Genomic DNA, 24,369 nt, shown 5'->3' with positions numbered 1-24,369 from the left:
ACCCGAACGCGGGGGTCGGAGCGGCACACGACAAGGAGCTCGTACCGCCCCGGCGGCCGCGAGCAGACCACAGACAACTGACGGAGAATCAGTGCCCACGATCAACCAGCTCGTCCGCAAGGGGCGCCAGGACAAGGTCACCAAGACCAACAGCCCGGCCCTCAAGGGCAGCCCCCAGCGACGCGGCGTCTGCACCCGCGTCTACACGACCACGCCCAAGAAGCCGAACTCCGCGCTGCGCAAGGTCGCGCGCGTCAAGCTGACGAGCGGCATCGAGGTCACCGCCTACATCCCCGGCGTCGGTCACAACCTGCAGGAGCACTCCATCGTGCTCGTGCGTGGCGGCCGGGTGAAGGACCTGCCGGGCGTGCGCTACAAGATCGTGCGCGGCTCGCTCGACACCCAGGGTGTCAAGGGTCGCAAGCAGGCACGCAGCCGCTACGGCGCGAAGAAGGAGAAGTAATGCCTCGCAAGGGACCCGCTCCGAAGCGCCCCCTCGTCATCGACCCGGTCTACGGCTCGCCGCTGGTCACCCAGCTGGTCAACAAGATCCTGCTGGACGGCAAGAAGTCCATCGCCGAGCGCACCGTCTACGGCGCACTCGAGGGCTGCAAGTCCAAGACCGGCACCGACCCCGTCGTCACGCTCAAGCGTGCCCTCGACAACATCAAGCCGGCCCTCGAGGTCAAGAGCCGCCGCGTCGGCGGTGCGACCTACCAGGTCCCCGTCGAGGTCAAGCCCGGTCGCTCCACCACCTTGGCCCTGCGCTGGATGGTCGGATACGCGCGCCAGCGCCGCGAGAAGACCATGACCGAGCGGCTGATGAACGAGATCCTCGACGCCAGCAACGGTCTGGGTGCCGCGGTCAAGCGCCGCGAGGACACCCACAAGATGGCCGAGTCCAACAAGGCCTTCGCGCACTACCGCTGGTAACCACTTCCCCCCGGGCCACGTTCGCCGGCCCGGGGCGGACTACCGCGAGCGGGGAGCGGCAGCCGGTATGCCGGCCGCGCACCAGCGTTCGCAGTCGCACCCACCTCACGAGACGAGACGAGAAAAGACACCGTGGCACTCGACGTCCTCACGGACCTGACCAAGGTCCGCAACATCGGCATCATGGCTCACATCGATGCCGGCAAGACGACGACCACCGAGCGGATCCTGTTCTACACCGGGATCAACTACAAGATCGGCGAGACGCACGACGGCGCGTCGACGATGGACTGGATGGAGCAGGAGCAGGAGCGCGGCATCACGATCACGTCGGCCGCGACGACGACCTTCTGGAAAGACAACCAGATCAACATCATCGACACGCCCGGGCACGTCGACTTCACGGTCGAGGTCGAGCGTTCCCTGCGCGTCCTCGACGGCGCGGTCGCCGTGTTCGACGGCAAGGAGGGCGTCGAGCCCCAGTCCGAGACCGTCTGGCGGCAGGCGGACACGTACAACGTGCCCCGCATCTGCTTCGTCAACAAGATGGACAAGCTGGGCGCCGACTTCTACTTCACCGTGCAGACGATCATCGACCGGCTGGGCGCGACCCCGCTGGTGGTCCAGCTGCCGATCGGTGCCGAGAACGACTTCATCGGTGTGGTCGACCTGGTCCGCATGCGGGCCCTGACCTGGCGCGGCGAGACCGTCAAGGGTGAGGACTACGACGTCGAGGAGATCCCGGCCGACCTGGCCGCCAAGGCCGCGGAGTACCACGAGAAGCTCGTGGAGCAGGTGGCCGAGGCCGATGACGAGCTGATGGAGAAGTACCTCGGTGGCGAGGAGCTCACCGTCGAGGAGATCCAGGCCGGCATCCGCCAGCTGACCATCTCGTCGCAGGCCTACCCGGTCATGTGCGGCACCGCCTTCAAGAACAAGGGCATCCAGCCCATGCTCGACGCGGTCGTCTCCTACCTGCCCTCGCCGGTCGACGTCCCCCCGATGGTGGGCCACGACCCGAAGGACCCGGAGAAGGAGATCATCCGCAAGCCGGACGCCAAGGAGCCGTTCTCGGCGCTGGCCTACAAGATCGCGGTGCACCCCTTCTTCGGCAAGCTGATCTACGTGCGGGTCTACTCCGGCCACGTCGAGTCGGGGACCGGGATCCTCAACTCGACCAAGGGCAAGAAGGAGCGCGTCGGCAAGCTGTTCCAGATGCACTCCAACAAGGAGAACCCGGTCGACAGCGCGAGCGCCGGCCACATCTACGCGTTCATCGGGCTGAAGGACACCAGCACGGGTGACACGCTCTGCGACGCGCAGGACCCGGTGGTCCTGGAGTCGATGAGCTTCCCCGAGCCCGTGATCCACGTGGCGATCGAGCCCAAGACCAAGGGTGACCAGGAGAAGCTCGGCACCGCGATCCAGCGGCTCGCCGAGGAGGACCCCACCTTCACGGTGCGTCAGGACGACGAGACCGGCCAGACCGTCATCGGCGGCATGGGCGAGCTGCACCTGGACATCCTGGTGGACCGGATGCGCCGCGAGTTCAAGGTCGAGGCCAACGTCGGCGCCCCGCAGGTGGCCTACCGCGAGACGATCCGTCGCACCGTCGAGAAGTACGACTACACCCACAAGAAGCAGACGGGTGGCTCGGGCCAGTTCGCGAAGGTCCAGATCACGTTGGAGCCGCTGGACACCCACGAGGGTGAGCTCTACGAGTTCGAGAACAAGGTCACCGGTGGGCGCATCCCGCGGGAGTACATCCCGAGCGTCGACCAGGGCATCCAGAGCGCCATGGAGCTCGGTGTCCTCGCGGGCTACCCGCTCGTGGGCATCAAGGCCACGCTGCTCGACGGCGCCTACCACGACGTCGACTCCTCGGAGATGGCGTTCAAGATCGCCGGTTCGATGGCGCTCAAGGAGGCCGTCCGCAAGGCCGACCCGGTGTTGCTCGAGCCGATGATGGCCGTCGAGGTGCGCACGCCCGAGGACTACATGGGCGACGTGATCGGCGACATCAACTCCCGCCGTGGCCAGATCCAGGCCATGGAGGACATCAGCGGTGCGAAGGTCGTCCGCGGCCTCGTCCCGCTGTCCGAGATGTTCGGGTACGTTGGCGACCTGCGGTCCAAGACCCAGGGGCGGGCCAACTACTCGATGCAGTTCGATTCCTACGCCGAGGTTCCCCGGAACGTCGCGGAGGAGATCATCAAGAAGATCCGAGGCGAGTGACGCGGGTAGACTCCCGCGCACGCAACCAACATCCCAACCCCAAACCCACAGACGCGCCACGTCCTGCCTGGTCGTACGGCGTTACACAACAAGTCCTGAGGAGGACCCCAGTGGCGAAGGCGAAGTTCGAGCGGACCAAGCCGCACGTCAACATCGGCACCATCGGTCACATCGACCATGGCAAGACGACGCTGACGGCAGCGATCTCCAAGGTCCTGCACGACAAGCACCCCGAGCTGAACCCGCAGTTTGCCTTTGACGACATCGACAAGGCACCTGAGGAGAAGCAGCGCGGCATCACGATCTCGATCGCGCACATCGAGTACCAGACCGAGGCTCGTCACTACGCCCACGTCGACTGCCCGGGCCACGCTGACTACGTCAAGAACATGATCACGGGTGCCGCGCAGATGGACGGCGCGATCCTCGTGGTGGCCGCGACCGACGGCCCGATGCCGCAGACCAAGGAGCACGTGCTCCTGGCCCGCCAGGTCGGTGTCCCCTACATCGTGGTGGCGCTCAACAAGGCCGACATGGTCGACGACGAGGAGATCATGGAGCTCGTCGAGATGGAGGTCCGCGAGCTGCTGTCCTCCTACGAGTTCCCCGGCGACGACCTCCCGGTCGTCAAGGTCTCGGCGCTCAAGGCGCTCGAGGGCGACGCCGAGTGGGGCGAGAAGATCATGGAGCTCATGGACGCGGTCGACACCGCCATCCCCGAGCCCGAGCGTGACATCGACAAGCCGTTCCTGATGCCCGTCGAGGACGTCTTCACGATCACCGGTCGTGGGACCGTCGTCACCGGCCGCATCGAGCGCGGTGTGCTCAAGGTCAACGAGGAGATCGAGATCGTCGGCATCCACGACGGTCCTCCCGCCAAGACGACCGTGACCGGCATCGAGATGTTCCGCAAGCTGCTCGACGAGGGTCGTGCGGGCGAGAACGTCGGCCTGCTGCTGCGCGGCACCAAGCGTGAGGACGTCGAGCGCGGGCAGGTCATCTGCAAGCCCGGCTCGATCACGCCGCACACCAACTTCGAGGGCAACGTCTACATCCTGTCCAAGGACGAGGGTGGCCGGCACACGCCGTTCTACGACAACTACCGTCCCCAGTTCTACTTCCGCACCACGGACGTGACGGGCGTCGTGCACCTGCCCGAGGGCACCGAGATGGTCATGCCCGGCGACAACACCGAGATGACCGTTGAGCTGATCCAGCCCATCGCCATGGAGGAGGGCCTGAAGTTCGCCATCCGTGAGGGTGGCCGGACCGTGGGCGCCGGACGCGTCACCAAGATCAACAAGTGACCACACCGGTCACCGCCTGACCCAGCTTCACCGCAAGGGCCCCGCAGCTTCGGCTGTGGGGCCCTTCGCCGTCCTCCGTATGCCGTGCCGCACCCCGGTGGGCCCCCCGGCCGGGAGGGCCGCAACGTCCTGCGTTGCGGTCGCCCCGGCAGCCAGGGCGCAGGACGTCCCAGCCCGGGAGGGTCGCAACGTCCTGCGTTGCGGTCGCCCCACCAGCCAGGACGCAGGACGTACCGCCGGGCCTGGGGAGGGATGGCTCGATTTGGTGGCAGGGCCCGGTGTCTGGCACTATTGACCAGTTGCTTGACGCGCGGTGCCGACCCATGTCGTCCACCGCCGTCCCTTGCAGCAACTGACTGTGCACGACCCGGCAGGCAGGAGCAAGGGAAGCGCAAGCCCCGGCCTCGGCCGGTCTCCAGGACGATCCGCAGGCCTACCGCGCGAAAATCGCAGGGTCTGCACCGCGCGGAGGGTGCGACACACCCGAGCGCGGGGGTCGGAGGCCAGCACTGGTCGGCCATCAGCAGGCGGTAGACGAGAGAGAGTCAGACGAATCGATGGCGGGACAAAAGATCCGCATCCGGCTGAAGTCGTATGACCACGAGGTCATCGACAGCTCGGCGCGCAAGATTGTCGACACGGTGACCCGTGCCGGCGCGACGGTTGTCGGCCCCGTGCCGCTCCCGACGGAGAAGAACGTCTTCTGCGTCATCCGTTCGCCGCACAAGTACAAGGACAGCCGCGAGCACTTCGAGATGCGCACGCACAAGCGGCTCATCGACATCGTTGACCCGACGCCGAAGGCGGTCGACTCGCTGATGCGCCTCGATCTCCCGGCCGACGTCAACATCGAGATCAAGCTGTGAGAACGATGACCAACACTTCTACCAAGTTCCAACGCACCGTCAAGGGCGTGCTCGGCGAGAAGCTCGGCATGACCCAGGTCTGGGATGCCGACAACCGGCTCGTGCCGGTGACCGTCGTCCAGGCCGGCCCGTGCGTCGTGACGCAGGTGCGCGCCGACGACACGGACCGTTACCAGGCCGTCCAGATCGCCTACGGCGCCATCGACCCGCGCAAGGTCAACAAGCCCATGAAGGGTCACTTCGACGCGGCCGGGGTCACCCCGCGCCGTCACCTGGTGGAGCTGCGGACGTCCGACGCGGGCTCCTACGAGCTCGGCCAGGAGATCACCGTGGAGACCTTCGAGGTCGGCCAGGAGATCGACGTGACCGGCACGACCAAGGGCAAGGGCTTCGCCGGCGTCATGAAGCGGCACGGCTTCCACGGCGTGAGCTCCTCCCACGGCGCGCACAAGAACCACCGCAAGCCTGGTTCCATCGGCGGGTGCGCCACCCCCGGCCGCGTGTTCAAGGGCATGCGGATGGCCGGTCGCATGGGCGGCGTGCGCCAGACCACCCAGAACCTCACGATCCACGCCGTGGACGCTGACAAGGGCCTGCTGCTGATCAAGGGTGCCGTTCCCGGTCCCCGCGGCGGCATCGTCCTGGTGCGCTCGGCTGCCAAGGGAGCCTGACGTCATGCCAACCATCGACATCATCAACCCGTTGGGCCAGGCCGCCGGCACGGTCGAGCTGCCCGCCGAGGTCTTCGACGTGCAGACCAACGTGCCGCTGATCCACCAGGTGGTCGTCGCCCAGCTCGCCGCGGCGCGCCAGGGCACGCACTCCACCAAGACCCGCGGCGAGGTCCGCGGCGGTGGCCGCAAGCCCTACCGCCAGAAGGGGACCGGCCGCGCCCGGCAGGGTTCGGTGCGTGCACCGCAGTTCGCCGGCGGTGGCACGGTGCACGGCCCGCAGCCGCGTGACTACGCGCAGCGGACGCCCAAGAAGATGAAGGCCGCCGCCCTGCGCGGTGCCCTGTCCGACCGGGCCCGGCACGGCCGGGTCCACGTGCTCAGCGCGCTGGTGGACGGCGACACACCGTCGACCAAGGCCGCCTGGGCCGTGCTCGAGGGCCTCACCGAGCGCCAGAACCTGCTCGTGGTGGTCGACCGCGCCGACGAGATCGGCCGCAAGAGCCTGCGCAACCTGGACAGCGTGCACGTGCTCGTCGCCGACCAGCTCAACACGTATGACGTGCTGTGCGCCGACGACGTCGTCTTCACCCAGACGGCGCTCGAGTCCTTCCTGGCCGGGCCGGCCAAGAAGGCGACGTCCGACGAGGAGGACACCAAGTGAGCACGCTCGCCAAGAACCCGCGCGACATCCTGTTCGCCCCGGTCGTCTCGGAGAAGTCCTACGGGCTGCTCGACGAGGGCAAGTACACGTTCGTCGTCGACCCGCGTGCCAACAAGACCGAGATCAAGATCGCCGTCGAGGAGATCTTCGGCGTCAAGGTCGAGTCGGTCAACACGATGAACCGCAAGGGCAAGGCCCGTCGTACGCGATTCGGTGTCGGCAAGCGCAAGGACACCAAGCGCGCGATCGTCACGCTCAAGGAAGGCTCGATCGACATCTTCGGCACGGTCGCCTGACCGCCGGGATCCGAGAGAGACATCCGAGAGACCGATCAGAGAAGACTGAGGACTCCACAGCATGGGTATCCGTAAGTACAAGCCCACGACGCCAGGCCGTCGCGGCTCCAGCGTCGCCGACTTCGTCGAGGTGACGCGCTCGACGCCGGAGAAGTCGCTGGTGCGGCCGATCAGCAAGACCGGTGGCCGCAACAACGCCGGGCGCATCACCACGCGCCACATCGGTGGCGGACACAAGCGCGCCTACCGGGTGATCGACTTCCGTCGCCACGACAAGGACGGCGTGCCGGCCACGGTCGCGCACATCGAGTACGACCCCAACCGCACGGCGCGGATCGCGCTGCTGCACTACGCGGACGGCGAGAAGCGCTACATCCTGGCTCCGAGCCGCCTGCGTCAGGGCGACGCGGTCGAGAACGGCGCCGGTGCCGACATCAAGCCGGGCAACAACCTGCCGCTGCGCAACATCCCCACCGGTACGGTCATCCACGCGATCGAGCTCCGTCCCGGCGGCGGCGCCAAGATCGCGCGCTCGGCCGGTACCCGCGTGCAGCTCGTCGCCAAGGAGGGTCGCTTCGCCCAGCTGCGTATGCCGTCCGGCGAGATCCGCAACGTGGACGCGCGCTGCCGCGCCACGGTCGGTGAGGTCGGCAACTCCGAGCAGAGCAACATCAACTGGGGCAAGGCCGGCCGGATGCGCTGGAAGGGCAAGCGCCCCAGCGTCCGCGGTGTCGTGATGAACCCGGTGGACCACCCGCACGGTGGTGGCGAGGGCAAGACGTCCGGTGGACGTCACCCGGTCAGCCCGTGGGGCCAGGCCGAGGGCCGCACCCGTCGGCCCGGCAAGGAGAGCGACAAGCTCATCGTGCGTCGCCGTCGTACCGGCAAGAAGAAGCGCTAATCGTGAGGCGACAGCGAACGAGCATCGCAGGAGCGACGCGAGTGTGGAGCCGAACAATGGAAACCGAGGTCTAGGAAACATGCCACGCAGTCTGAAGAAGGGCCCGTTCATCGACGACCACCTCGCCAAGAAGGTGGACGCCCAGAACGAAGCGGGCACCAAGACCGTCATCAAGACCTGGTCGCGTCGCTCCATGATCAGCCCCGACATGCTCGGCCACACGCTGGCCGTGCACGACGGCCGCAAGCACGTCCCGGTCTTCGTGACCGAGTCGATGGTCGGCCACAAGCTCGGCGAGTTCGCTCCGACCCGCACGTTCAAGGGTCACGAGAAGGACGATCGCAAGGGCCGCCGCCGCTGAGCGGTGGACCCACACACACTCGAATGACTTCGAACGAAAGCAAAGGGACAGCGATGGAAGCCAAGGCGCAGGCGCGGCACGTCCGTGTCACGCCCATGAAGGCCCGCCGCGTCGTGGACCTCATCAGGGGCAAGCAGGCGAGCGAGGCGCTCGCGGTGCTGCAGTTCGCACCGCAGGCCGCGAGCGAGCCGGTGCGCAAGGTGCTCGAGAGCGCCATTGCCAACGCCCGGGTCCACGCCGAGGCCGCCTCCGAGAGTTTCGACGAGCGCGCACTGGTGGTGAGCGGGGCATACGTGGACGAAGGACCGACCATGAAGCGGTTCCGCCCGCGTGCACAGGGCCGGGCCAGCCGGATTCTCAAGCGCACGAGCCACATCACGGTGCACGTGACTGACAACAGCACAGCGGCCACGTCCGCGCGTGCGACGGGAGGGACTCGCTAATGGGTCAGAAGGTCAACCCGAACGGTTTCCGTCTCGGCATCACGACCGACCACACCAGCCGTTGGTTCGCCGACAGCACCAAGGACGGCCAGCGTTACCGCGACTACGTCAAGGAAGACGTCGCGATCCGCAAGCTGATGTCCACGGGCATGGAGCGGGCCGGCATCGCCAAGGTCGAGATCGAGCGCACCCGTGACCGCGTCCGCGTCGACATCCACACGGCACGTCCGGGCATCGTCATCGGCCGCCGCGGCGCCGAGGCCGACCGCATCCGCGGCGAGCTCGAGAAGCTGACCGGCAAGCAGGTCCAGCTCAACATCCTCGAGGTGAAGAACCCCGAGCTCGACTCGCAGCTGGTGGCCCAGGGCATCGCCGAGCAGCTCTCGGCCCGAGTGTCCTTCCGCCGTGCCATGCGCAAGGGCATGCAGTCCTCGCTGCGCGCCGGCGCCAAGGGCATCCGGGTGCAGTGCTCCGGCCGCCTCGGCGGCGCGGAGATGTCCCGCAACGAGTTCTACCGCGAGGGACGAGTTCCGCTGCACACGCTGCGCGCCAACATCGACTACGGCTTCTACGAGGCCAAGACGACGTTCGGCCGGATCGGCGTGAAGGTCTGGATCTACAAGGGCGACCTGACCGCCAAGGAGCTCGCCCGCGAGCAGGCGGCTGCTCCGTCCCGTCCGAGCCGTGGTCCCCGCCGTGACGGTGGCGACCGCCCCGGCCGCGGTCGCCGTCCCGGTGGCCGCCAGGACAGCGGCGCGCCGCGGGCCGCCGCCGAGACCCCGGCGCCCGCCACGGACGCGGCGCCCACCACGGACACCGCTGCGCCAAGCAGTGAGGGAGCTGAGTCCTGATGTTGATTCCCCGTCGAGTCAAGCACCGCAAGCAGCACCACCCGGGACGCTCGGGCGCTGCCAAGGGCGGCACGACGATCGCGTTCGGTGACTACGGCATCCAGGCTCTCGAGCCGGCCTACGTCACCAACCGTCAGATCGAGTCCGCACGTATCGCGATGACGCGCTACATCAAGCGTGGCGGCAAGGTGTGGATCAACATCTACCCCGACCGCCCGCTGACCAAGAAGCCGGCTGAGACCCGCATGGGTTCCGGTAAGGGTTCGCCCGAGTGGTGGATCGCCAACGTCAAGCCCGGCCGTGTCATGTTCGAGTTGTCCGGTGTGTCCGAGGAGGTCGCCCGTGAGGCGATGCGCCTGGCCATCCACAAGCTCCCCATGAAGTGCCGCTTCATCCAGCGTGAGGGTGGTGAGAACTGATGGCAGTCGGATCGAAGGACCTGACGAGCGAGAAGCTGCGCGAGCTCGACGACGACCGTCTGGTCGACGAGCTGCGCAAGGCCAAGGAGGAGCTGTTCAACCTCCGGTTCCAGTCGGCCACCGGCCAGCTGGAGAGCCACGGCCGGCTGCGCGCGGTCCGCAAGGACATCGCTCGGGTCTACACCGAGATGCGCGAGCGTGAGCTGGGAATCGGCCAGCCCGCCGCCCAGACCCCGGAGAAGGCCGTATGAGCGACACCAGGAACGAGCAAGGGAACACCGTGGCCAACGTAGAGACGCAGACCGACACCACTGCCGGGACGCAGCGCAACGACCGCAAGGTCCGCCAGGGCTACGTCGTCAGCGACAAGATGGACAAGACCGTGGTGGTCGAGGTCGAGGACCGCGTCAAGCACGCGCTCTACGGCAAGGTCATCCGCCGCACGACCAAGGTCAAGGCCCACGACGAGACCAATGAGGTCGGCGTCGGGGACCGCGTCCAGATCATGGAGACCCGGCCCTACTCGGCGACCAAGCGCTTCCGCGTGATGACGGTCCTCGAGAAGGCCAAGTAACCACCCAGTCCGATGTGGCCGGGGCCGGAGCCTCGAGGCAACCGGTCGCCATACATCGTCCAGACCACCATGTTCCGCAAGGCCCTCCCGGGTGACCGGGGGAGAACCAGCGTGACGACAGGAGTTCGACAGTGATCCAGCAGGAGTCGCGACTGCGCGTCGCCGACAACACCGGTGCCAAGGAGATCCTTTGCATCCGTGTGCTCGGTGGCTCGGGTCGTCGGTATGCCGGCATCGGTGACGTCATCGTCGCCACCGTGAAGGACGCCATCCCCGGCGGCAACGTCAAGAAGGGCGACGTCGTCAAGGCAGTCATCGTGCGCACCGTCAAGGAGCGCCGCCGTGCCGACGGCTCGTACATCAAGTTCGACGAGAACGCCGCAGTCATCCTCAAGACGGATGGCGACCCGCGCGGCACGCGCATCTTCGGCCCCGTGGGTCGCGAGCTGCGCGAGAAGAAGTTCATGAAGATCATCTCACTGGCGCCGGAGGTGCTCTGAGCCATGGCAAAGATGAAGATCAAGAAGGGTGACCTCGTGCAGGTCATCAGCGGTCGCTCGCAGAAGAACGGCGGCGACCGGGGCAAGCAGGGCAAGGTCATCGCGGTCTACCCCGAGCGCCAGCGGGTGCTGGTCGAGGGCATCGGCCGGGTGACCAAGCACACCAAGGCGGGCCAGACCAGCCAGGGCGCGAGCACCGGCGGCATCATCACCACGGAGTCGCCGATCCACGTGAGCAACGTGGCGATCGTGGACCCGGAGACCAAGAAGCCGACCCGGGTTCGCACCCGTGTCGAGACCACTGAGCGCGACGGTCGCAGCAAGGCTGCACGCACCCGCGTCGCCGTGCGCTCGGGTAAGGACCTGTGATGACTGACACCACGACCGTGGAGCGCGCCGTGCCCCGGCTCAAGCAGCGCTACCTCGACGAGATCAAGCCGGCTCTGCGCGAGGAGTTCTCGTTCGAGAACCTCATGCAGGTGCCGGGCGTCACCAAGGTGATCGTCAACATGGGTGTCGGCGACGCCGCCCGTGATTCCAAGCTCATCGACGGCGCCGTGCGCGACCTGTCGGCGATCACCGGCCAGAAGCCGACCGTCACCAAGGCGCGCAAGTCCATCGCCCAGTTCAAGCTGCGCGAGGGTATGCCGATCGGTGCCCACACGACGCTGCGTGGCGACCGGATGTGGGAGTTCCTCGATCGCCTGCTGTCGATCGCGCTGCCGCGCATCCGTGACTTCCGGGGTCTGTCGCCGAAGCAGTTCGACGGCCGCGGCAACTACACGTTCGGCCTGACCGAGCAGTCGATGTTCCACGAGATCGACCAGGACAAGATCGACCGCGTCCGGGGCATGGACATCACCGTCGTCACGACGGCGACCACTGACGACGAGGGTCGGGCGCTGCTGCGTCGCCTCGGCTTCCCGTTCAAGGAGAACTGACCGTGGCCAAGACCGCGCTGATCAACAAGGCCAACGCCAAGCCGAAGTTCAAGGTCCGTGGCTACACCCGCTGCCAGCGGTGTGGCCGCCCCCACTCGGTCTATCGCAAGTTCGGCCTCTGCCGCGTCTGCCTTCGGGAAATGGCCCACGCGGGTCAGCTCCCGGGCGTGACGAAGAGCAGCTGGTAACCATCAAACAGACTTCTACACCGCAGGTCCGCCGCGCCACGCGTGCGGAGGAAACCCCGGTGAGGAAGGGCGGAGAAGCCCAATGACCATGACCGACCCGATTGCGGACATGTTGACCCGCGTCAGGAACGCCAACTCGGCGCACCACGACGACGTCTCCATGCCGTACTCCAAGCTCAAGTCCCACATCGCTGAGATCCTCCAGGCCGAGGGCTACATCGCCGGCTGGAAGGTCGAGGACGCCGAGGTCGGCAAGACGCTGACCATCGACCTCAAGTACGGCCCCGCACGGGAGCGCTCCATCGCCGGAGTGCGCCGCGTGTCCAAGCCGGGCCTGCGGGTCTACGCGAAGTCGACCAACCTGCCGCGGGTGCTCGGCGGCCTCGGTGTGGCCATCATTTCCACGTCCTCCGGCTTGTTGACCGACAAGCAGGCGGCGACCAAGGGTGTAGGCGGAGAAGTCCTCGCCTACGTCTGGTAGCGAAGGAAGAGGAGGAGAACCACCATGTCCCGAATCGGACGACTTCCTGTTCCCGTCCCGACCGGTGTCGACGTGACCATCGAGGGTCAGGCCGTCACGGTCAAGGGCCCGAAGGGCGAGCTGCACCACGACGTCGCGGCACCGATCACGGTGGCGCGCGGCGACGAGGGTGTCGTCGAGGTCAGCCGGCCCGACGACCAGCGCGAGTCCCGGTCGCTGCACGGCCTGACGCGGAGCCTGATCAACAACATGGTCCTGGGTGTCACCCAGGGCTACGAGAAGAAGATGGAGATCCACGGCACGGGTTACCGCGTCGTGGCCAAGGGCAGCGACCTCGAGTTCGCGCTCGGCTACAGCCACCCGGTCCTGGTCAAGGCGCCGGAGGGCATCTCCTTCACCGTCGAGAACCCCACCCGATTCGCGGTGACGGGCATCGACAAGCAGCAGGTCGGTGAGGTCGCCGCAAACATCCGCAAGCTGCGCAAGCCCGACCCGTACAAGGGCAAGGGCGTGCGGTACGCAGGCGAGCAGATCCGCCGCAAGGTCGGAAAGGCTGGTAAGTAGCCATGGCAATGATCGTCAAGCGCGCCCACGGCAAGAGCGCGGCCCGTGGCCGCCGCCACCTGCGGGTCCGCAAGAAGGTCGCCGGCACCGCCGCGCGTCCCCGACTCGTGGTCTCCCGCTCGAGCCGCCACGTCTTCGTGCAGGTCGTCGACGACTCGCAGGGACGCACCCTCGCGTCGGCCTCCACCATGGAGCCCGACCTGCGCACCTTCGAGGGCGACAAGACCGCCAAGGCGCGCAAGGTCGGCGAGCTGCTCGCCGAGCGCGCCAAGGGTGCCGGTGTCGAGGCGGTCGTCTTCGATCGTGGCGGCAACCGCTACCAGGGGCGGGTCGCCGCCATCGCCGAGGGCGCCCGCGAAGGTGGGCTGACCCTGTGATCGCGCCGAAGGCTGTGAAGGCCGCAATCATGACCGACCAGAATCTTGAGATGAGGAACCTCTGATGGCTGGACCCCAGCGTCGCGGTGCCACCGGCGGCACCGGTTCGACGAACGACCGCAGCAGCGGCTCTGGTGACCGCCGGGGCCGTGACAACCGTCGCGGCGACCACGCCGACAAGAACCAGTACCTCGAGCGCGTGGTCACCATCAACCGCGTCTCCAAGGTCGTCAAGGGCGGTCGCCGCTTCAGCTTCACCGCGCTCGTCGTGGTGGGCGACGGCGACGGCACCGTGGGCGTCGGCTACGGCAAGGCCAAGGAGGTGCCCGCGGCGATCGCCAAGGGTGTCGAGGAGGCCAAGAAGGAGTTCTTCAAGGTCCCCCGCATCCAGGGCACCATCCCGCACCCGGTCCAGGGTGAGGCGGCGGCAGGCGTCGTCCTGCTGCGCCCGGCCTCTCCCGGTACCGGTGTCATCGCCGGTGGCCCGGTGCGTGCCGTGCTCGAGTGCGCCGGCATCCACGACGTGCTGAGCAAGTCGCTCGGCTCGGACAACGCGATCAACATCGTGCACGCCACGGTCGCGGCCCTGCGTGGCCTCGAGCGTCCCGAGGAGGTCGCGGCCCGCCGTGGACTCGCCCTCGAGGACGTGGCGCCGGCAGCGATGCTGCGTGCCCGGGCCGCAGGGATGGGTGCGTGATGGCCCAGCTCAAGGTGACCCAGACCCGTTCAGAGATCGGTGGGAAGCAGAACCAGCGGGACACGCTGCGCTCCCTCGGTCTGAAGCACATCGGCGACTCCGTCGTCAAGGAGGACCGTCCCGAGTTCCGTGGGATGGTCCAGACGGTCGCGCACCTCGTGACCGTCGAGGAGGTGGACTGACATGGCTGACACCGCTGACAAGGCTGCCAGGGCCGGCAACGGCGAGGACGGTGCCGTCAAGGGCGCGTCCGCGCTGAAGGTGCACCACCTGCGCCCCGCCCCCGGAGCCAAGACCCCGCGCACCCGCGTGGGCCGTGGGGAGGGCAGCAAGGGCAAGACCGCCGGACGTGGCACGAAGGGCACCAAGGCCCGCTACCAGGTGCCCGCGTCGTTCGAGGGTGGCAACCTGCCCCTGCACATGCGGCTGCCGAAGCTGCGTGGCTTCAAGAACCCGGCGCGCGTGCAGCACCAGGTCGTGAACCTCGACAAGCTCTCCGCCCTCTACCCCGAGGGTGGTGAGGTCACCGTCGATGACCTCGTCCGCAAGGGTGCGGTCCGCGACGGTGCTCCCGTCAAGGTGCTCGGCACCGGCGAGATCACCAGCGCGGTCACCGTCACGGTCGACAAGTTCTCGGCCACCGCCAAGGAGAAGATCGAGGCGGCAGGGGGCTCGGCCACCGAGCGCTGAGCTCGTCGGCCTCGGCAACCAGCACGTCATGAGCAAGTAACCTTGGGCAGCGCCCCGAGCGCCCGGACCACGCGGTCCGCGAGCTCGGGGCGCTGTCATCGCAGGTATCGTCGAACCCAGCTGCTCGGACGGCTTCGTGCCCCGGGTACTTTTGGTGCAAACCCGGCCGCCCCGAGGGGCGGCTCCCAGGAGGATCAGTGCTCACCGCTTTCACCCGCGCGTTCAAGACGCCGGACCTGCGCAAGAAGCTGCTGTTCACACTGGCGATCCTGGCGCTGTTCCGACTCGGGTCCCACGTGCCCACCCCCGGAATCAGCTACACGCTGGTCCAGCAGTGCCAGGCGGTCGCCGGCCAGACCAACGGGGTCCTCGGCCTGGCCAACCTGTTCAGCGGTGGAGCGCTGCTGCAGCTGTCGATCTTCGCCCTCGGGGTCATGCCCTACATCACGGCGAGCATCATCGTGCAGCTGCTCACGGTCGTGATCCCCAAGTTCGAAGAGCTGAAGAAGGAGGGGCAGGCCGGCCAGACCAAGATGACGCAGTACACGCGTTATCTGACCATCGGTCTGTCCCTGCTGCAGTCCTCGACACTGATCACCTTCGCGCGCAACCCGTCCTCCCTGTTCGGCGGCAGCTGCCAGACCATCATGCCGGACGACAGCATCAAGGTCGTGCTGATCATGGTCCTCACCATGACCGCAGGCAGCGGCCTGATCATGTGGATGGGTGAGCTGATCACGGACAAGGGCATCGGCAACGGCATGTCGCTGCTGATCTTCATCGCCATCGCGGCCCGCTTCCCGGAGTCGCTGTGGGCCATCAAGGACCAGGGCTGGGACAAGTTCATCCTGGTGATCATCGTCGGGCTGGTCATCATCGCCCTCGTGGTCTTCGTGGAGGAGTGCACCAGACGGGTACCCGTCCAGTACGCGAAGCGGATGGTCGGCCGACGGATGTATGGCGGCACCTCCACCTACATCCCGCTCAAGCTGAACATGGCCAACGTCATCCCGATCATCTTCGCCTCGTCGATGCTGGCCCTGCCGACCCTGGTGGCCCAGTTCAACCGGCCCGCCAACGGCGTCAACACGCCGGGGTGGGTCAACTGGATCGACACCTACCTCGCCCGGGGGGACCATCCCATCTACATGGTGATCTACTTCGTCCTGATCCTCTTCTTCACCTTCTTCTACGTCTCGATCACCTTCCAGCCGACCGAGGTGGCCGACAACATGAAGAAGTACGGCGGGTTCATCCCCGGCATCCGGGCCGGCCGGCCCACGGCGGAGTACCTCGACTACGTGCTGACCCGCATCACCGTGCCGGGAGCCATCTACCTCGCGGTCATCTCGATGATCCCGCTGATCGCCTTCGTCCTGCTCAAGGCGGACCAGAACTTCCCCTTCGGTGGCGCGTCCGTCATTATCATCGTGGGCGTCGGGCTGCAGACCGTGAAGCAGATCGAGTCCCAGCTGCAGCAGCACCACTACGAAGGGTTCCTGCGGTGATCTCTCACCGAGGGCTGACCAAGACTCTGTGAAGGAGATGGCGACGTGCGTCTGATCATCCTGGGGCCGCCGGGGGCCGGCAAGGGCACCCAGGCGGCCAGGATCGCCGAGACCTACGGCATCCCGGCGGTCTCCACGGGCGACATCTTCCGCAGCAACATCAAGAACGGCACCGAGCTCGGCAAGCAGGTGCAGGAGATCCTGGCCTCGGGCGCCTACGTGCCCGACGAGGTCACCAACGCGATCGTGCGCGACCGGCTCGAGCAGCCCGACGCCGAGCAGGGGTTCCTGCTCGACGGCTACCCGCGGACGGCGGCGCAGGTGGCCGAGCTCGACAGCATGCTGGGGGAGGCCGGCCACCAGCTCGACGCCGTCCTCGAGCTGACCGTCGACACCGACGAGGTCGTCCGGCGGCTGCTCAAACGGGCGCAGGTGGAGGGCCGCGCAGATGACACCGAGGAGGTCATCCGGCACCGCCAGCTGGTCTACACGCAGGAGACGGCGCCGCTGGCCGCGATCTACCGCGAGCACGGGCTGCTGCGCCAGGTCGACGGCATGGGCGACGCGGGCGAGGTGACCGCGCGCATCGGGCAGTGCCTCGAGGACCTGACCGAGCAGGCTCGCTGACGTGTTCGGCCGTTCCCGGCTCGACACCAAGACCCCCGAGCAGATCCGGCTGATGCGTGGGGCGGGCCTGGTCGTGGCAGAGACCCTCGCCCTGTTGCGGGAGCGCGTCCGCGCCGGTATGACGACCGGTGACCTCGACGCGATCGCCGAGGAGCACATCCGCGCGCAGGGCGCGGTGCCGTCCTTCCTCGGCTACCACGGCTTCACCGGATCGCTCTGCGTGAGCGTCAACGACGAGGTGGTGCACGGCATACCGGGGTCCAGGCGGCTCGCCGACGGTGACCTGGTGTCCATCGACTGCGGCGCGATCCTGCAGGGATGGCACGGCGACGCGGCGATCTCGCTGATCGTCGGGGGCCGCGAGCAGGGCTCCGAGCAGGACCTCGCGCTGATGGACGTCACCGAGGCGTCGATGTGGGCCGGCATCGCGGCGCTCGCGGTCGGCCGGCCGCTGTATGACGTGGGCGCGGCGGTGCAGGACCGTGTCGAGGCCGCGCCGGTGCCCTACGGCATCGTGGAGGAGTACGTCGGGCACGGCATCGGCACCGAGATGCACCAGGACCCCCAGGTCCCCAACTACCGCGTGCGCGACCGCGGCCCGATCGTGAGATCCGGCGTGACGGTGGCCATCGAACCGATGGTGACCGGCGGGTCGGCCGCGACGAGGGTGCTCGCGGACGACTGGACCGTGGTCACGGTGGACGGCTCACGGGCGAGCCACTGGGAGAACTCGGTCGCCGTCACCGACGAGGGCCTGTGGGTGCTCACCGCCCTCGACGGCGGCGAGCAGCAGCTGAAGGCGCTCGGCGCGCCATACGCGCCCCTCTCCTGATCTCGCTCGATTTCACTCGCGGTGCGCTGATGCCGTATCCTGACGTGTCGGCTCACGTGCCTCTTGTCCCGATGCCATCCCCGCGGCTGGTTGTGGTGGTGTCAGGACGTCGTCACACGCGTGCCAAGAGACAACGAGTAGTCACAGCAGTGCGGACCTGGCTCACCCGAGCCGGGCCGCTCTAGGGAATGCGGAGGACATGGCCAAGAAGGACGGTGTCATCGAGATCGAGGGCACGATCGTCGAAGCGCTCCCCAACGCGACCTTTCGCGTGGAGCTCTCCAACGGTCACAAGGTTCTCGCCCACATCTCGGGCAAGATGCGTCAGCACTACATCCGGATCCTCCCCGAGGACCGTGTGGTGGTGGAGCTCTCGCCCTACGACCTGACCCGCGGCCGCATCGTCTTCCGCTACCGCTAGAGCACACTCGGCGGCTTCTCACCTCAGGGAGCCGCAGTCTCGACCAGTTCCCGATCCGACCGGCTTCCAGACGGCACACGCCCCGCGTGGCGCTGGCGCGGTGGCCCGAACACAGACAGCAGGCAGATGAAGGTTCAGCCGAGCGTCAAGAAGATCTGTGACAAGTGCAAGGTGATCCGCCGCAACGGGCGGGTCATGGTGATCTGCGAGAACCTGCGCCACAAGCAGCGCCAGGGCTGAGCAGCCACCACCGCACGAGTCCCCGGACTTCCACGACTCATCCAGCACGACAGCAGCGCCCGACCCGCGCGAGACCTGCACCCGCAGGCAGGCCGCGATGTCACCCCCGGCACGGAGGCCGGGGACCCGCCGACAGGCACCAGCACCCAGGGTGTCGCCCGACGGGAACGGCACTGCCCCAGACCTCCGCACTGATCAGGAGAACTACGCATGGCACGTCTCGTCGGTGTCGACCTCCCGCGCGACAAGCGCATCGAGGTGGCACTCACCTACATCTTCGGTGTGGGTCGTACCCGCGCCGCGGCCGCTCTGGAAGCCACGGGCGTCAGCCCGGACGTCCGGGTGCGCGACCTCGGCGATGAGGAGCTGGTGGGGCTCCGCGACTACCTCGAGGGCAACTACAAGCTCGAGGGTGACCTTCGTCGCGAGGTGGCCGCCGACATCCGCCGCAAGGTCGAGATCGGCAGCTACCAGGGCCTGCGGCACCGTCGCGGTCTGCCCGTTCGTGGACAGCGCACCAAGACCAACGCCCGCACCCGCAAGGGTCCCAAGCGCACCGTGGCCGGCAAGAAGAAGGCCACCCGCTGATCCGCTCGATCGTCACCTGTGATCCGACAGCAGGAGCGCGCCGCAGCGCACTCGTGACCGAGCCGGACCACGACCCCTTGTCACATCGTCTTCAGTAACCAGGAGAAACCAGCCAATGCCTCCGAAGAGCCGTACGGCTGCGGGCGCCAAGAAGGTGCGCCGCAAGGAGAAGAAGAACGTTGCCCACGGGCACGCTCACATCAAGAGCACGTTCAACAACACCATCGTGTCCATCACCGACCCGCACGGGGCCGTGATCTCGTGGGCCTCGGCCGGCCAGGTCGGCTTCAAGGGCTCGCGCAAGTCCACGCCGTTCGCGGCGCAGATGGCCGCCGAGGCCGCCGCCCGTCGTGCGATGGAGCACGGTATGCGCAAGGTCGACGTCTTCGTCAAGGGCCCGGGTTCGGGCCGCGAGACCGCGATCCGTTCGCTCACCGCCACCGGCCTCGAGGTCGGCGCGATCAGTGACGTCACCCCCACGCCGCACAACGGCGTCCGCCCGCCCAAGCGTCGCCGCGTCTGACCGCCGGCTGCTCAAGGAGATAAGAACTTATGGCGCGTTACACCGGCGCTGACTGCAAGCGCTGCCGTCGCGAGAAGACCAAGCTGTACCTCAAGGGAGCCAAGTGCGACTCCCCGAAGTGCCCGATCGAGCTCCGCCCGTATCCCCCGGGCATGCACGGCCGCGCGCGGACCAAGGACAGCGAGTACCTCCTGCAGATGCGGGAGAAGCAGAAGGCCGCCCGCATCTACGGCGTCCTGGAGAAGCAGTTCCGTGGGTACTACCAGGAGGCGCACCGTCGCCCTGGCAAGACCGGTGAGAACCTGCTGCGCATCCTCGAGACCCGTCTGGACAACGTCGTCTACCGCGCCGGCTTCGCCGCGTCGCGTGACATGGCGCGCCAGCTGGTCCGTCACGGCCACTTCCTGGTCAACGGGCACAAGGTCGACATCCCGAGCTTCCGGGTGTCCGAGAACGACATCATCGAGGTGCGGCAGAAGTCGCACGAGATGACCCCGTTCATCGTGGCGCGCGAGACGCACGGTGACCGCACCGTCCCGGCGTGGCTCGAGGCGATCCCCACCCAGATGCGGATCCTCGTGCACTCCCTCCCGGCCCGCGGCGTCATCGACACGCAGGTCCAGGAGCAGCTCATCGTCGAGCTGTACAGCAAGAACTAGCACCACCCACCGGTATGCCGGGTGCCCATCAGGGCACCCGGCATACCGGCGGATCCGGGTCGGGGACAGAGCCGATCCGGATCGCGGCCCGTCGTGGGGCCGCAGCATCACGAGGCGTCATATAGCGGTCGCCCGTGGGAAGGAAGAATCACCGTGCTGATCGCACAGCGTCCCACCCTCAGCGAGGACGTCGTCTCCGACGCCCGCTCGCGGTTCGTCATCGAGCCGCTCGAGCCGGGCTTCGGCTACACCCTCGGCAACTCCCTGCGCCGGACCCTGCTCTCGAGCATCCCCGGCGCGGCCGTGACGAGCATCCGCATCGACGGCGTGCTGCACGAGTTCTCGACCATCCCGGGTGTCAAGGAGGACGTCACCGAGCTGATCCTCAACATCAAGGGCCTGGTCGTCTCCAGCGAGCACGACGAGCCGGTCGTGATGTACCTGCGCAAGCAGGGCCCCGGCGCGGTCACCGCCGCCGACATCGCCCCGCCCGCGGGCGTCGAGGTGCACAACCCCGACCTGCACATCGCCACGATCAACAGCAAGGGCAAGGTCGAGATGGAGCTGACCGTCGAGCGTGGTCGCGGCTACGTCTCGGCCAACCAGAACAAGTCGGGCGACGCGGAGATCGGCCGGATCCCGGTCGACTCGATCTACAGCCCCGTGCTGACCGTCACCTACAAGGTCGAGGCCACCCGTGTCGAGCAGCGGACCGACTTCGACAAGCTCATTGTGGACGTCGAGACCAAGAACTCGATGAGCCCGCGCGACGCGCTGGCATCCGCCGGCAAGACGCTGGTCGAGCTGTTCGGCCTGGCCCGTGAGCTCAACGTCGAGGCCGAGGGCATCGACATGGGCCCCTCGCCGACCGACGCCGCCCTGGCCGCCGACCTGGCCCTGCCGATCGAGGACCTCGACCTGACCGTCCGGTCCTACAACTGCCTGAAGCGTGAGGGCATCCACACCGTGGGCGAGCTCGTGGGCCGCAGCGAGGCCGACCTGCTCGACATCCGCAACTTCGGCGCCAAGTCGATCGACGAGGTCAAGGCCAAGCTGGTCGACATGGGCCTGCAGCTCAAGGACAGCCCTCCCGGGTTCGACCCGAGCGCCATCGCGGACCGCTACGACGAGTCCGACGACGACGCCGACGCGTCGTTCGCCGAGGACGAGCAGTACTGACCCCCACCCCGTCGACCCGCTGACTGCGGTCAGGGTCAGATCGATCTCAAGGAGAACACCCCATGCCTACCCCCACCAAGGGTCCCCGCCTCGGCGGCGGTCCGGCGCACGAGCGGCTGATCCTGGCCAACCTGGCGACGGCGCTGTTCGAGCACGACCAGATCACCACGACGGAGGCCAAGGCCAAGCGGCTGCGTCCCTACGCCGAGCGGCTGATCACCTTCGCCAAGCGGGGTGACCTGCACGCCCGTCGTCGGGTCATGACCGTCATCCGCGACAAGGGCGTCGTGCACCGCCTCTTCACCGAGGTGGCGCCGGACATGGCCGAGCGTCCCGGCGGCTACACCCGGATCACCAAGATCGCGGCCCGCAAGGGCGACAACGCACCGATGGCCGTGATCGAGCTCATCCGCGAGCCCTACTCGCCGAAGAAGGCGACGGTGAAGGAGGCCGAGGCCGCCACCCGTCGTTCCGTGAAGGAGCAGCAGGCCGTCGAGGAGACCGAGGTCGTCGATGCTGCTGAGGCTCCGGAGGAGGAGACAGAGGTCGTCGAGGCGGAGACCACCGAGGCGGCTCCCGAGACCACCGAGGCGGCCCCTGAGTCGGACGAGACGGCCGACGGCGGCTACGGCCCCGACTCCGCCGCTCCGCTCGAGGACGGTTCGGCGCCCGAGGGCTTCACGGTCAAGGGCAACGCCGGCTCGATGAAGTACCACACGACCGAGTCGCAGTGGTACGACCAGACCGATGCCGAGGTCTGGTTCCGCACGGCCGAGGCGGCCGAGGCGGCCGGCTTTGTCGCCCCCGGCGGTGCCAGCAAGGACGACGACAAGTCCTGAGCGGCACAGCGTCTGACACCACGCGGCCCGCCCTCCCCGAACCGGGAGGGCGGGCCGCTGCCGTTGTCGGCAAGCCGCGCCACCCGGGGACGTGCGACGCACGACGGGACCACCCGGCATACCCCGACGAGGTGCGGACCTGTGGTGCGAAGCGGTGCGGCGTGGCCGCGGGAGGCGAGCATCACACTGCCCGGCGCTATTTTTCCCTTGAATCGTCGTGAAAAAGAATGGACGCTGGGAAGGTCGTGCCCGAGCGCGGCAGACCCGCGGTCCTCACGGACCAGCACAAACAGATAGACGGAGGACATGTCCCAGAAGGACGGTCGATAGACCATGGCCCGGTACACCGGCCCCATCACCAAGAAGTCACGTCGTCTCAAGGTCGACCTGGTCGGCGGCGACGCGAGTTTCGAGTTGCGCCCCTTCCCACCCGGCCAGCACGGACGGCGCCGCGTCCAGGAGAAGGAGTACCTGCTCCAGCTACAGGAGAAGCAGAAGGCCCGCTTCGGCTACGGCGTCATGGAGAAGCAGTTCGTCCGCTACTACAAGGAAGCGGCCCGCAGGCCCGGCAAGACCGGCGAGAACCTGCTGACCCTGCTCGAGTCGCGCCTCGACAACGTGGTCTACCGCGCCGGCCTGGCACGGACCCGTCGGCAGGCCCGTCAGCTCGTGAGCCACGGGCACTTCGAGGTGGGCGGGGTCCGCGTCGACGTTCCGTCCTACCGCGTCGAGCAGTACGACATCATCACGATCCGGGAGCAGTCGCGCGAGACGTTCCCTTTCGAGCTGGCCCGCCAGAGCTACGGCGAGCGTCCCGTGCCGGGCTGGTTGCAGGTCGTCGAGGGCTCCCTGCAGATCCTCATCCACCAGCTCCCGGGGCGCGCGCAGATCGACACCCCGCTGAGCGAGCAGCTGATCGTGGAGCTCTACTCCAAGAACTAGCGGCGACCGATCCGGCCGTGCGCGTCCCTCGTTAGCCTGAGCCCATGAGTGGCGACGACATCGCGAGGCCCTCCCGCGCGGGGGGGGTGCCCTCGCTCACGGAGGGCGGCCTGCTGCGGGTCCGGCTGGACTTCGCGTATGACGGGACCCGATTCTCGGGGTGGGCTCGCCAGCCCGGGCTGCGGACCGTCGAGGAGGAACTCGGTGCCGGTCTGGCCCGCATCCTTCGGGCCGCCGACCCGGTGCGGCTCACGGTGGCCGGCCGCACCGACGCCGGGGTGCACGCCCGCGGCGCCGTGGCCCACGCCGACGTCGCCCCGCACGACTGGTCGCGCCTGCCCGGTCGGTCCGACCGCGCACCCGGTGCGGCTGCGGTGACCCGGCTCGCCGGGGTGCTGCCGCCGGACATCGTGGTCCGGCGGGTCACGGTGGCGCCGGACGGGTTCGACGCCCGGTTCTCGGCCACCGGCCGTTGGTACCGCTACCGGATCTGCGACCGGCCGCACCTGCTGGATCCGCTCCGTCGCCACGACACGGTGCTGCACAAGCGGCCGCTCGAGGTCTCGGCGATGCACGCCGCGGCCCAGCGGCTGCTCGGGCTGCGGGAGTTCGCCGCCTTCTGCAAGCGCCGCGAGGGAGCGACCACGATCCGGACCCTGCGACGTTTCGACTGGGAACGCGATGCCGACGGCATCGTGGTCGGCACCGTCGGGGCCGACGCGTTCTGCCACTCGATGGTCCGTTCCCTCGTCGGGGCCGTGGTGCCGGTCGGTGAGGGACGCCGGGAGCCGGACTGGCCGGCGCAGGTGCTCTCCGCCGGCCACCGCGACCCTGCCGTCGTCGTCATGCCGCCCCACGGCCTGTGCCTGGAGGAGGTCACCTACCCGAGCGACGACCAGCTGGCCCCGCAGGCCGGGCGAGCACGCGCCATACGACGCCTGGACCAGGTGGCCGGGGCGAGCGGCACCGTTCCGGACGAGGGACCAGCAACGTAGACGTGCGCGAGCTGGCGGCAACGGTGCCCTCGTCGCTCGACGAGGGATATCGGTATG

At 67.9% G+C, this 24,369-nt stretch carries 37 protein-coding genes; all 37 read left to right on the top strand.

The features are described from left to right. The first annotated feature begins 91 nt into the window (after nucleotides 1-91). The 37 genes from rpsL to truA all read left to right on the top strand — a co-directional run bounded on the left by rpsL (nucleotide 92) and on the right by truA (nucleotide 24,312). Entirely contained in the window at nucleotides 92-463 is a 372-nt protein-coding gene (gene rpsL, locus FCN22_RS05730; RefSeq protein ID WP_137120589.1) for a 30S ribosomal protein S12, read from the top strand. Further along, the gene (gene rpsG / locus FCN22_RS05725) at nucleotides 463-933 is read left to right on the top strand and encodes a 30S ribosomal protein S7 (protein WP_137120588.1); all 471 of its coding nucleotides are present in this window, start codon (nucleotides 463-465) and stop codon (nucleotides 931-933) included. Before rpsL ends, rpsG begins: the two co-directional genes overlap by 1 nt. A 132-nt stretch (nucleotides 934-1,065) precedes the next feature. Beyond that, the gene (fusA, locus tag FCN22_RS05720) at nucleotides 1,066-3,168 is read left to right on the top strand and encodes an elongation factor G (protein ID WP_137120587.1); all 2,103 of its coding nucleotides are present in this window, start codon (nucleotides 1,066-1,068) and stop codon (nucleotides 3,166-3,168) included. A gap of 110 nt (nucleotides 3,169-3,278) precedes the next feature. Beyond that, nucleotides 3,279-4,475 carry an elongation factor Tu gene (tuf, locus tag FCN22_RS05715; protein ID WP_137120586.1) on the top strand — a complete coding sequence of 399 codons (1,197 nt, stop codon included), beginning with the start codon at nucleotides 3,279-3,281 and terminating at the stop codon, nucleotides 4,473-4,475. 557 nt (nucleotides 4,476-5,032) lie between these two features. Then, nucleotides 5,033-5,341, top strand: a complete 309-nt coding sequence (gene rpsJ, locus FCN22_RS05710; protein ID WP_006946210.1) for a 30S ribosomal protein S10 — start codon at nucleotides 5,033-5,035, stop codon at nucleotides 5,339-5,341. A gap of 5 nt (nucleotides 5,342-5,346) precedes the next feature. Further along, complete coding sequence (gene rplC, locus FCN22_RS05705; protein WP_202911426.1) at nucleotides 5,347-6,012, top strand: 50S ribosomal protein L3; 666 nt, start codon at nucleotides 5,347-5,349, stop codon at nucleotides 6,010-6,012. A 4-nt stretch (nucleotides 6,013-6,016) separates the two neighbouring features. Continuing rightward, nucleotides 6,017-6,676, top strand: a complete 660-nt coding sequence (gene rplD, locus FCN22_RS05700) for a 50S ribosomal protein L4 (RefSeq protein WP_137120585.1) — start codon at nucleotides 6,017-6,019, stop codon at nucleotides 6,674-6,676. Beyond that, nucleotides 6,673-6,972 (top strand): 50S ribosomal protein L23, encoded by a 300-nt coding sequence (gene rplW, locus FCN22_RS05695; protein WP_137120584.1) that lies wholly within the window; start codon nucleotides 6,673-6,675, stop codon nucleotides 6,970-6,972. Before rplD ends, rplW begins: the two co-directional genes overlap by 4 nt. Nucleotides 6,973-7,033: 61 nt before the next feature. Further along, complete coding sequence (gene rplB / locus FCN22_RS05690) at nucleotides 7,034-7,873, top strand: 50S ribosomal protein L2 (RefSeq protein WP_137120583.1); 840 nt, start codon at nucleotides 7,034-7,036, stop codon at nucleotides 7,871-7,873. A 79-nt stretch (nucleotides 7,874-7,952) separates the two neighbouring features. Further along, nucleotides 7,953-8,234 (top strand): 30S ribosomal protein S19, encoded by a 282-nt coding sequence (gene rpsS, locus FCN22_RS05685; RefSeq protein ID WP_137120582.1) that lies wholly within the window; start codon nucleotides 7,953-7,955, stop codon nucleotides 8,232-8,234. 53 nt (nucleotides 8,235-8,287) lie between these two features. Continuing rightward, nucleotides 8,288-8,677, top strand: coding sequence for a 50S ribosomal protein L22 (gene rplV, locus FCN22_RS05680; protein WP_137120727.1), 390 nt, complete (start codon nucleotides 8,288-8,290; stop codon nucleotides 8,675-8,677). Continuing rightward, nucleotides 8,677-9,528: a 30S ribosomal protein S3 gene (gene rpsC / locus FCN22_RS05675; RefSeq protein ID WP_137120581.1), complete on the top strand. Its 852-nt coding sequence runs from the start codon at nucleotides 8,677-8,679 to the stop codon at nucleotides 9,526-9,528. Before rplV ends, rpsC begins: the two co-directional genes overlap by 1 nt. Further along, nucleotides 9,528-9,947, top strand: a complete 420-nt coding sequence (gene rplP, locus FCN22_RS05670; protein WP_137120580.1) for a 50S ribosomal protein L16 — start codon at nucleotides 9,528-9,530, stop codon at nucleotides 9,945-9,947. Before rpsC ends, rplP begins: the two co-directional genes overlap by 1 nt. Beyond that, a complete protein-coding gene (gene rpmC / locus FCN22_RS05665) occupies nucleotides 9,947-10,198 on the top strand; it encodes a 50S ribosomal protein L29 (RefSeq protein WP_137120579.1) in 252 nt (83 codons plus the stop codon). The genes rplP and rpmC overlap by 1 nt, the downstream gene beginning before the upstream one ends. After that, complete coding sequence (gene rpsQ / locus FCN22_RS22505; protein ID WP_137120578.1) at nucleotides 10,195-10,521, top strand: 30S ribosomal protein S17; 327 nt, start codon at nucleotides 10,195-10,197, stop codon at nucleotides 10,519-10,521. Before rpmC ends, rpsQ begins: the two co-directional genes overlap by 4 nt. Nucleotides 10,522-10,652: 131 nt before the next feature. Beyond that, nucleotides 10,653-11,021 (top strand): 50S ribosomal protein L14, encoded by a 369-nt coding sequence (gene rplN / locus FCN22_RS05655; RefSeq protein WP_137120577.1) that lies wholly within the window; start codon nucleotides 10,653-10,655, stop codon nucleotides 11,019-11,021. Between the two features lie 3 nt (nucleotides 11,022-11,024). Further along, complete coding sequence (gene rplX, locus FCN22_RS05650; RefSeq protein WP_238384545.1) at nucleotides 11,025-11,390, top strand: 50S ribosomal protein L24; 366 nt, start codon at nucleotides 11,025-11,027, stop codon at nucleotides 11,388-11,390. Next, nucleotides 11,390-11,962 carry a 50S ribosomal protein L5 gene (rplE, locus tag FCN22_RS05645; protein ID WP_137120576.1) on the top strand — a complete coding sequence of 191 codons (573 nt, stop codon included), beginning with the start codon at nucleotides 11,390-11,392 and terminating at the stop codon, nucleotides 11,960-11,962. The genes rplX and rplE overlap by 1 nt, the downstream gene beginning before the upstream one ends. Nucleotides 11,963-11,964: 2 nt before the next feature. Continuing rightward, nucleotides 11,965-12,150, top strand: a complete 186-nt coding sequence (locus FCN22_RS05640) for a type Z 30S ribosomal protein S14 (protein ID WP_137120575.1) — start codon at nucleotides 11,965-11,967, stop codon at nucleotides 12,148-12,150. Between the two features lie 82 nt (nucleotides 12,151-12,232). Then, nucleotides 12,233-12,631, top strand: coding sequence for a 30S ribosomal protein S8 (rpsH, locus tag FCN22_RS05635; protein WP_137120574.1), 399 nt, complete (start codon nucleotides 12,233-12,235; stop codon nucleotides 12,629-12,631). Nucleotides 12,632-12,655: 24 nt separating this feature from the next. Then, on the top strand, nucleotides 12,656-13,195 hold the full coding sequence (gene rplF, locus FCN22_RS05630; RefSeq protein WP_137120573.1) for a 50S ribosomal protein L6: 540 nt from the start codon (nucleotides 12,656-12,658) through the stop codon (nucleotides 13,193-13,195). Between the two features lie 2 nt (nucleotides 13,196-13,197). Continuing rightward, entirely contained in the window at nucleotides 13,198-13,572 is a 375-nt protein-coding gene (rplR, locus tag FCN22_RS05625) for a 50S ribosomal protein L18 (protein ID WP_137120572.1), read from the top strand. Nucleotides 13,573-13,636: 64 nt separating this feature from the next. Further along, nucleotides 13,637-14,269: a 30S ribosomal protein S5 gene (gene rpsE / locus FCN22_RS05620; protein ID WP_137120571.1), complete on the top strand. Its 633-nt coding sequence runs from the start codon at nucleotides 13,637-13,639 to the stop codon at nucleotides 14,267-14,269. Continuing rightward, nucleotides 14,269-14,451, top strand: coding sequence for a 50S ribosomal protein L30 (gene rpmD / locus FCN22_RS05615; protein ID WP_137120725.1), 183 nt, complete (start codon nucleotides 14,269-14,271; stop codon nucleotides 14,449-14,451). Before rpsE ends, rpmD begins: the two co-directional genes overlap by 1 nt. Nucleotide 14,452: 1 nt before the next feature. Then, nucleotides 14,453-14,959, top strand: coding sequence for a 50S ribosomal protein L15 (rplO, locus tag FCN22_RS05610; protein ID WP_137120570.1), 507 nt, complete (start codon nucleotides 14,453-14,455; stop codon nucleotides 14,957-14,959). Between the two features lie 197 nt (nucleotides 14,960-15,156). Next, on the top strand, nucleotides 15,157-16,467 hold the full coding sequence (gene secY / locus FCN22_RS05605) for a preprotein translocase subunit SecY (RefSeq protein ID WP_137120569.1): 1,311 nt from the start codon (nucleotides 15,157-15,159) through the stop codon (nucleotides 16,465-16,467). Between the two features lie 45 nt (nucleotides 16,468-16,512). Further along, a complete protein-coding gene (locus FCN22_RS05600) occupies nucleotides 16,513-17,094 on the top strand; it encodes an adenylate kinase (protein WP_137120568.1) in 582 nt (193 codons plus the stop codon). Nucleotide 17,095: 1 nt separating this feature from the next. Then, nucleotides 17,096-17,926 (top strand): type I methionyl aminopeptidase, encoded by an 831-nt coding sequence (gene map, locus FCN22_RS05595; protein ID WP_137120567.1) that lies wholly within the window; start codon nucleotides 17,096-17,098, stop codon nucleotides 17,924-17,926. A gap of 199 nt (nucleotides 17,927-18,125) precedes the next feature. Further along, nucleotides 18,126-18,347: a translation initiation factor IF-1 gene (infA, locus tag FCN22_RS05590; protein ID WP_137120566.1), complete on the top strand. Its 222-nt coding sequence runs from the start codon at nucleotides 18,126-18,128 to the stop codon at nucleotides 18,345-18,347. 126 nt (nucleotides 18,348-18,473) lie between these two features. Beyond that, entirely contained in the window at nucleotides 18,474-18,587 is a 114-nt protein-coding gene (gene rpmJ, locus FCN22_RS05585) for a 50S ribosomal protein L36 (RefSeq protein ID WP_006592630.1), read from the top strand. Nucleotides 18,588-18,797: 210 nt separating this feature from the next. Beyond that, nucleotides 18,798-19,175, top strand: coding sequence for a 30S ribosomal protein S13 (gene rpsM / locus FCN22_RS05580; protein ID WP_137120565.1), 378 nt, complete (start codon nucleotides 18,798-18,800; stop codon nucleotides 19,173-19,175). A 115-nt stretch (nucleotides 19,176-19,290) separates the two neighbouring features. Next, the gene (rpsK, locus tag FCN22_RS05575; protein ID WP_137120564.1) at nucleotides 19,291-19,698 is read left to right on the top strand and encodes a 30S ribosomal protein S11; all 408 of its coding nucleotides are present in this window, start codon (nucleotides 19,291-19,293) and stop codon (nucleotides 19,696-19,698) included. Nucleotides 19,699-19,727: 29 nt separating this feature from the next. Beyond that, nucleotides 19,728-20,357 (top strand): 30S ribosomal protein S4, encoded by a 630-nt coding sequence (gene rpsD / locus FCN22_RS05570; protein ID WP_137120563.1) that lies wholly within the window; start codon nucleotides 19,728-19,730, stop codon nucleotides 20,355-20,357. Between the two features lie 153 nt (nucleotides 20,358-20,510). Beyond that, entirely contained in the window at nucleotides 20,511-21,536 is a 1,026-nt protein-coding gene (locus FCN22_RS05565) for a DNA-directed RNA polymerase subunit alpha (RefSeq protein ID WP_137120562.1), read from the top strand. Nucleotides 21,537-21,598: 62 nt separating this feature from the next. Then, complete coding sequence (rplQ, locus tag FCN22_RS05560; RefSeq protein ID WP_137120561.1) at nucleotides 21,599-22,375, top strand: 50S ribosomal protein L17, sunset domain variant; 777 nt, start codon at nucleotides 21,599-21,601, stop codon at nucleotides 22,373-22,375. Nucleotides 22,376-22,708: 333 nt separating this feature from the next. Then, complete coding sequence (rpsD, locus tag FCN22_RS05555; protein ID WP_137120560.1) at nucleotides 22,709-23,317, top strand: 30S ribosomal protein S4; 609 nt, start codon at nucleotides 22,709-22,711, stop codon at nucleotides 23,315-23,317. Between the two features lie 113 nt (nucleotides 23,318-23,430). Then, a complete protein-coding gene (gene truA / locus FCN22_RS05550; RefSeq protein WP_202911435.1) occupies nucleotides 23,431-24,312 on the top strand; it encodes a tRNA pseudouridine(38-40) synthase TruA in 882 nt (293 codons plus the stop codon). Nucleotides 24,313-24,369 lie beyond the last annotated feature (57 nt).

This window comes from Segeticoccus rhizosphaerae (assembly GCF_005222685.1).
In the GTDB taxonomy this organism is placed as follows: Bacteria; Actinomycetota; Actinomycetes; order Actinomycetales; family Dermatophilaceae; genus Segeticoccus; species Segeticoccus rhizosphaerae.
Note: the sequence above shows the minus strand (reverse complement) of the source record. Positions and strands in the feature narration are given on the sequence as shown.

Bases quoted from the DNA above. Each gene is read 5' to 3' on its own strand.
- rpsH (WP_137120574.1), top strand. From the start codon at position 12,233: ATGACCATGACCGACCCGATTGCGGACATGTTGACCCGCGTCAGGAAC.
- rpmD (WP_137120725.1), top strand. From the start codon at position 14,269: ATGGCCCAGCTCAAGGTGACCCAGACCCGTTCAGAGATCGGTGGGAAG.
- rplC (WP_202911426.1), top strand. From the start codon at position 5,347: ATGACCAACACTTCTACCAAGTTCCAACGCACCGTCAAGGGCGTGCTC.
- rpmC (WP_137120579.1), top strand. From the start codon at position 9,947: ATGGCAGTCGGATCGAAGGACCTGACGAGCGAGAAGCTGCGCGAGCTC.
- rplF (WP_137120573.1), top strand. From the start codon at position 12,656: ATGTCCCGAATCGGACGACTTCCTGTTCCCGTCCCGACCGGTGTCGAC.
- rpsM (WP_137120565.1), top strand. From the start codon at position 18,798: ATGGCACGTCTCGTCGGTGTCGACCTCCCGCGCGACAAGCGCATCGAG.
- infA (WP_137120566.1), top strand. From the start codon at position 18,126: ATGGCCAAGAAGGACGGTGTCATCGAGATCGAGGGCACGATCGTCGAA.
- rpsD (WP_137120560.1), top strand. From the start codon at position 22,709: ATGGCCCGGTACACCGGCCCCATCACCAAGAAGTCACGTCGTCTCAAG.
- rplP (WP_137120580.1), top strand. From the start codon at position 9,528: ATGTTGATTCCCCGTCGAGTCAAGCACCGCAAGCAGCACCACCCGGGA.
- rplO (WP_137120570.1), top strand. From the start codon at position 14,453: ATGGCTGACACCGCTGACAAGGCTGCCAGGGCCGGCAACGGCGAGGAC.
- rplR (WP_137120572.1), top strand. From the start codon at position 13,198: ATGGCAATGATCGTCAAGCGCGCCCACGGCAAGAGCGCGGCCCGTGGC.
- rplD (WP_137120585.1), top strand. From the start codon at position 6,017: ATGCCAACCATCGACATCATCAACCCGTTGGGCCAGGCCGCCGGCACG.
- rpsG (WP_137120588.1), top strand. From the start codon at position 463: ATGCCTCGCAAGGGACCCGCTCCGAAGCGCCCCCTCGTCATCGACCCG.
- rplE (WP_137120576.1), top strand. From the start codon at position 11,390: ATGACTGACACCACGACCGTGGAGCGCGCCGTGCCCCGGCTCAAGCAG.
- rplV (WP_137120727.1), top strand. From the start codon at position 8,288: ATGGAAGCCAAGGCGCAGGCGCGGCACGTCCGTGTCACGCCCATGAAG.
- rpsJ (WP_006946210.1), top strand. From the start codon at position 5,033: ATGGCGGGACAAAAGATCCGCATCCGGCTGAAGTCGTATGACCACGAG.
- rplB (WP_137120583.1), top strand. From the start codon at position 7,034: ATGGGTATCCGTAAGTACAAGCCCACGACGCCAGGCCGTCGCGGCTCC.
- rplQ (WP_137120561.1), top strand. From the start codon at position 21,599: ATGCCTACCCCCACCAAGGGTCCCCGCCTCGGCGGCGGTCCGGCGCAC.
- rplX (WP_238384545.1), top strand. From the start codon at position 11,025: ATGGCAAAGATGAAGATCAAGAAGGGTGACCTCGTGCAGGTCATCAGC.
- rpsQ (WP_137120578.1), top strand. From the start codon at position 10,195: ATGAGCGACACCAGGAACGAGCAAGGGAACACCGTGGCCAACGTAGAG.
- rpsK (WP_137120564.1), top strand. From the start codon at position 19,291: ATGCCTCCGAAGAGCCGTACGGCTGCGGGCGCCAAGAAGGTGCGCCGC.
- rpsD (WP_137120563.1), top strand. From the start codon at position 19,728: ATGGCGCGTTACACCGGCGCTGACTGCAAGCGCTGCCGTCGCGAGAAG.
- rpsC (WP_137120581.1), top strand. From the start codon at position 8,677: ATGGGTCAGAAGGTCAACCCGAACGGTTTCCGTCTCGGCATCACGACC.
- rpsS (WP_137120582.1), top strand. From the start codon at position 7,953: ATGCCACGCAGTCTGAAGAAGGGCCCGTTCATCGACGACCACCTCGCC.
- rpmJ (WP_006592630.1), top strand. From the start codon at position 18,474: ATGAAGGTTCAGCCGAGCGTCAAGAAGATCTGTGACAAGTGCAAGGTG.
- rpsE (WP_137120571.1), top strand. From the start codon at position 13,637: ATGGCTGGACCCCAGCGTCGCGGTGCCACCGGCGGCACCGGTTCGACG.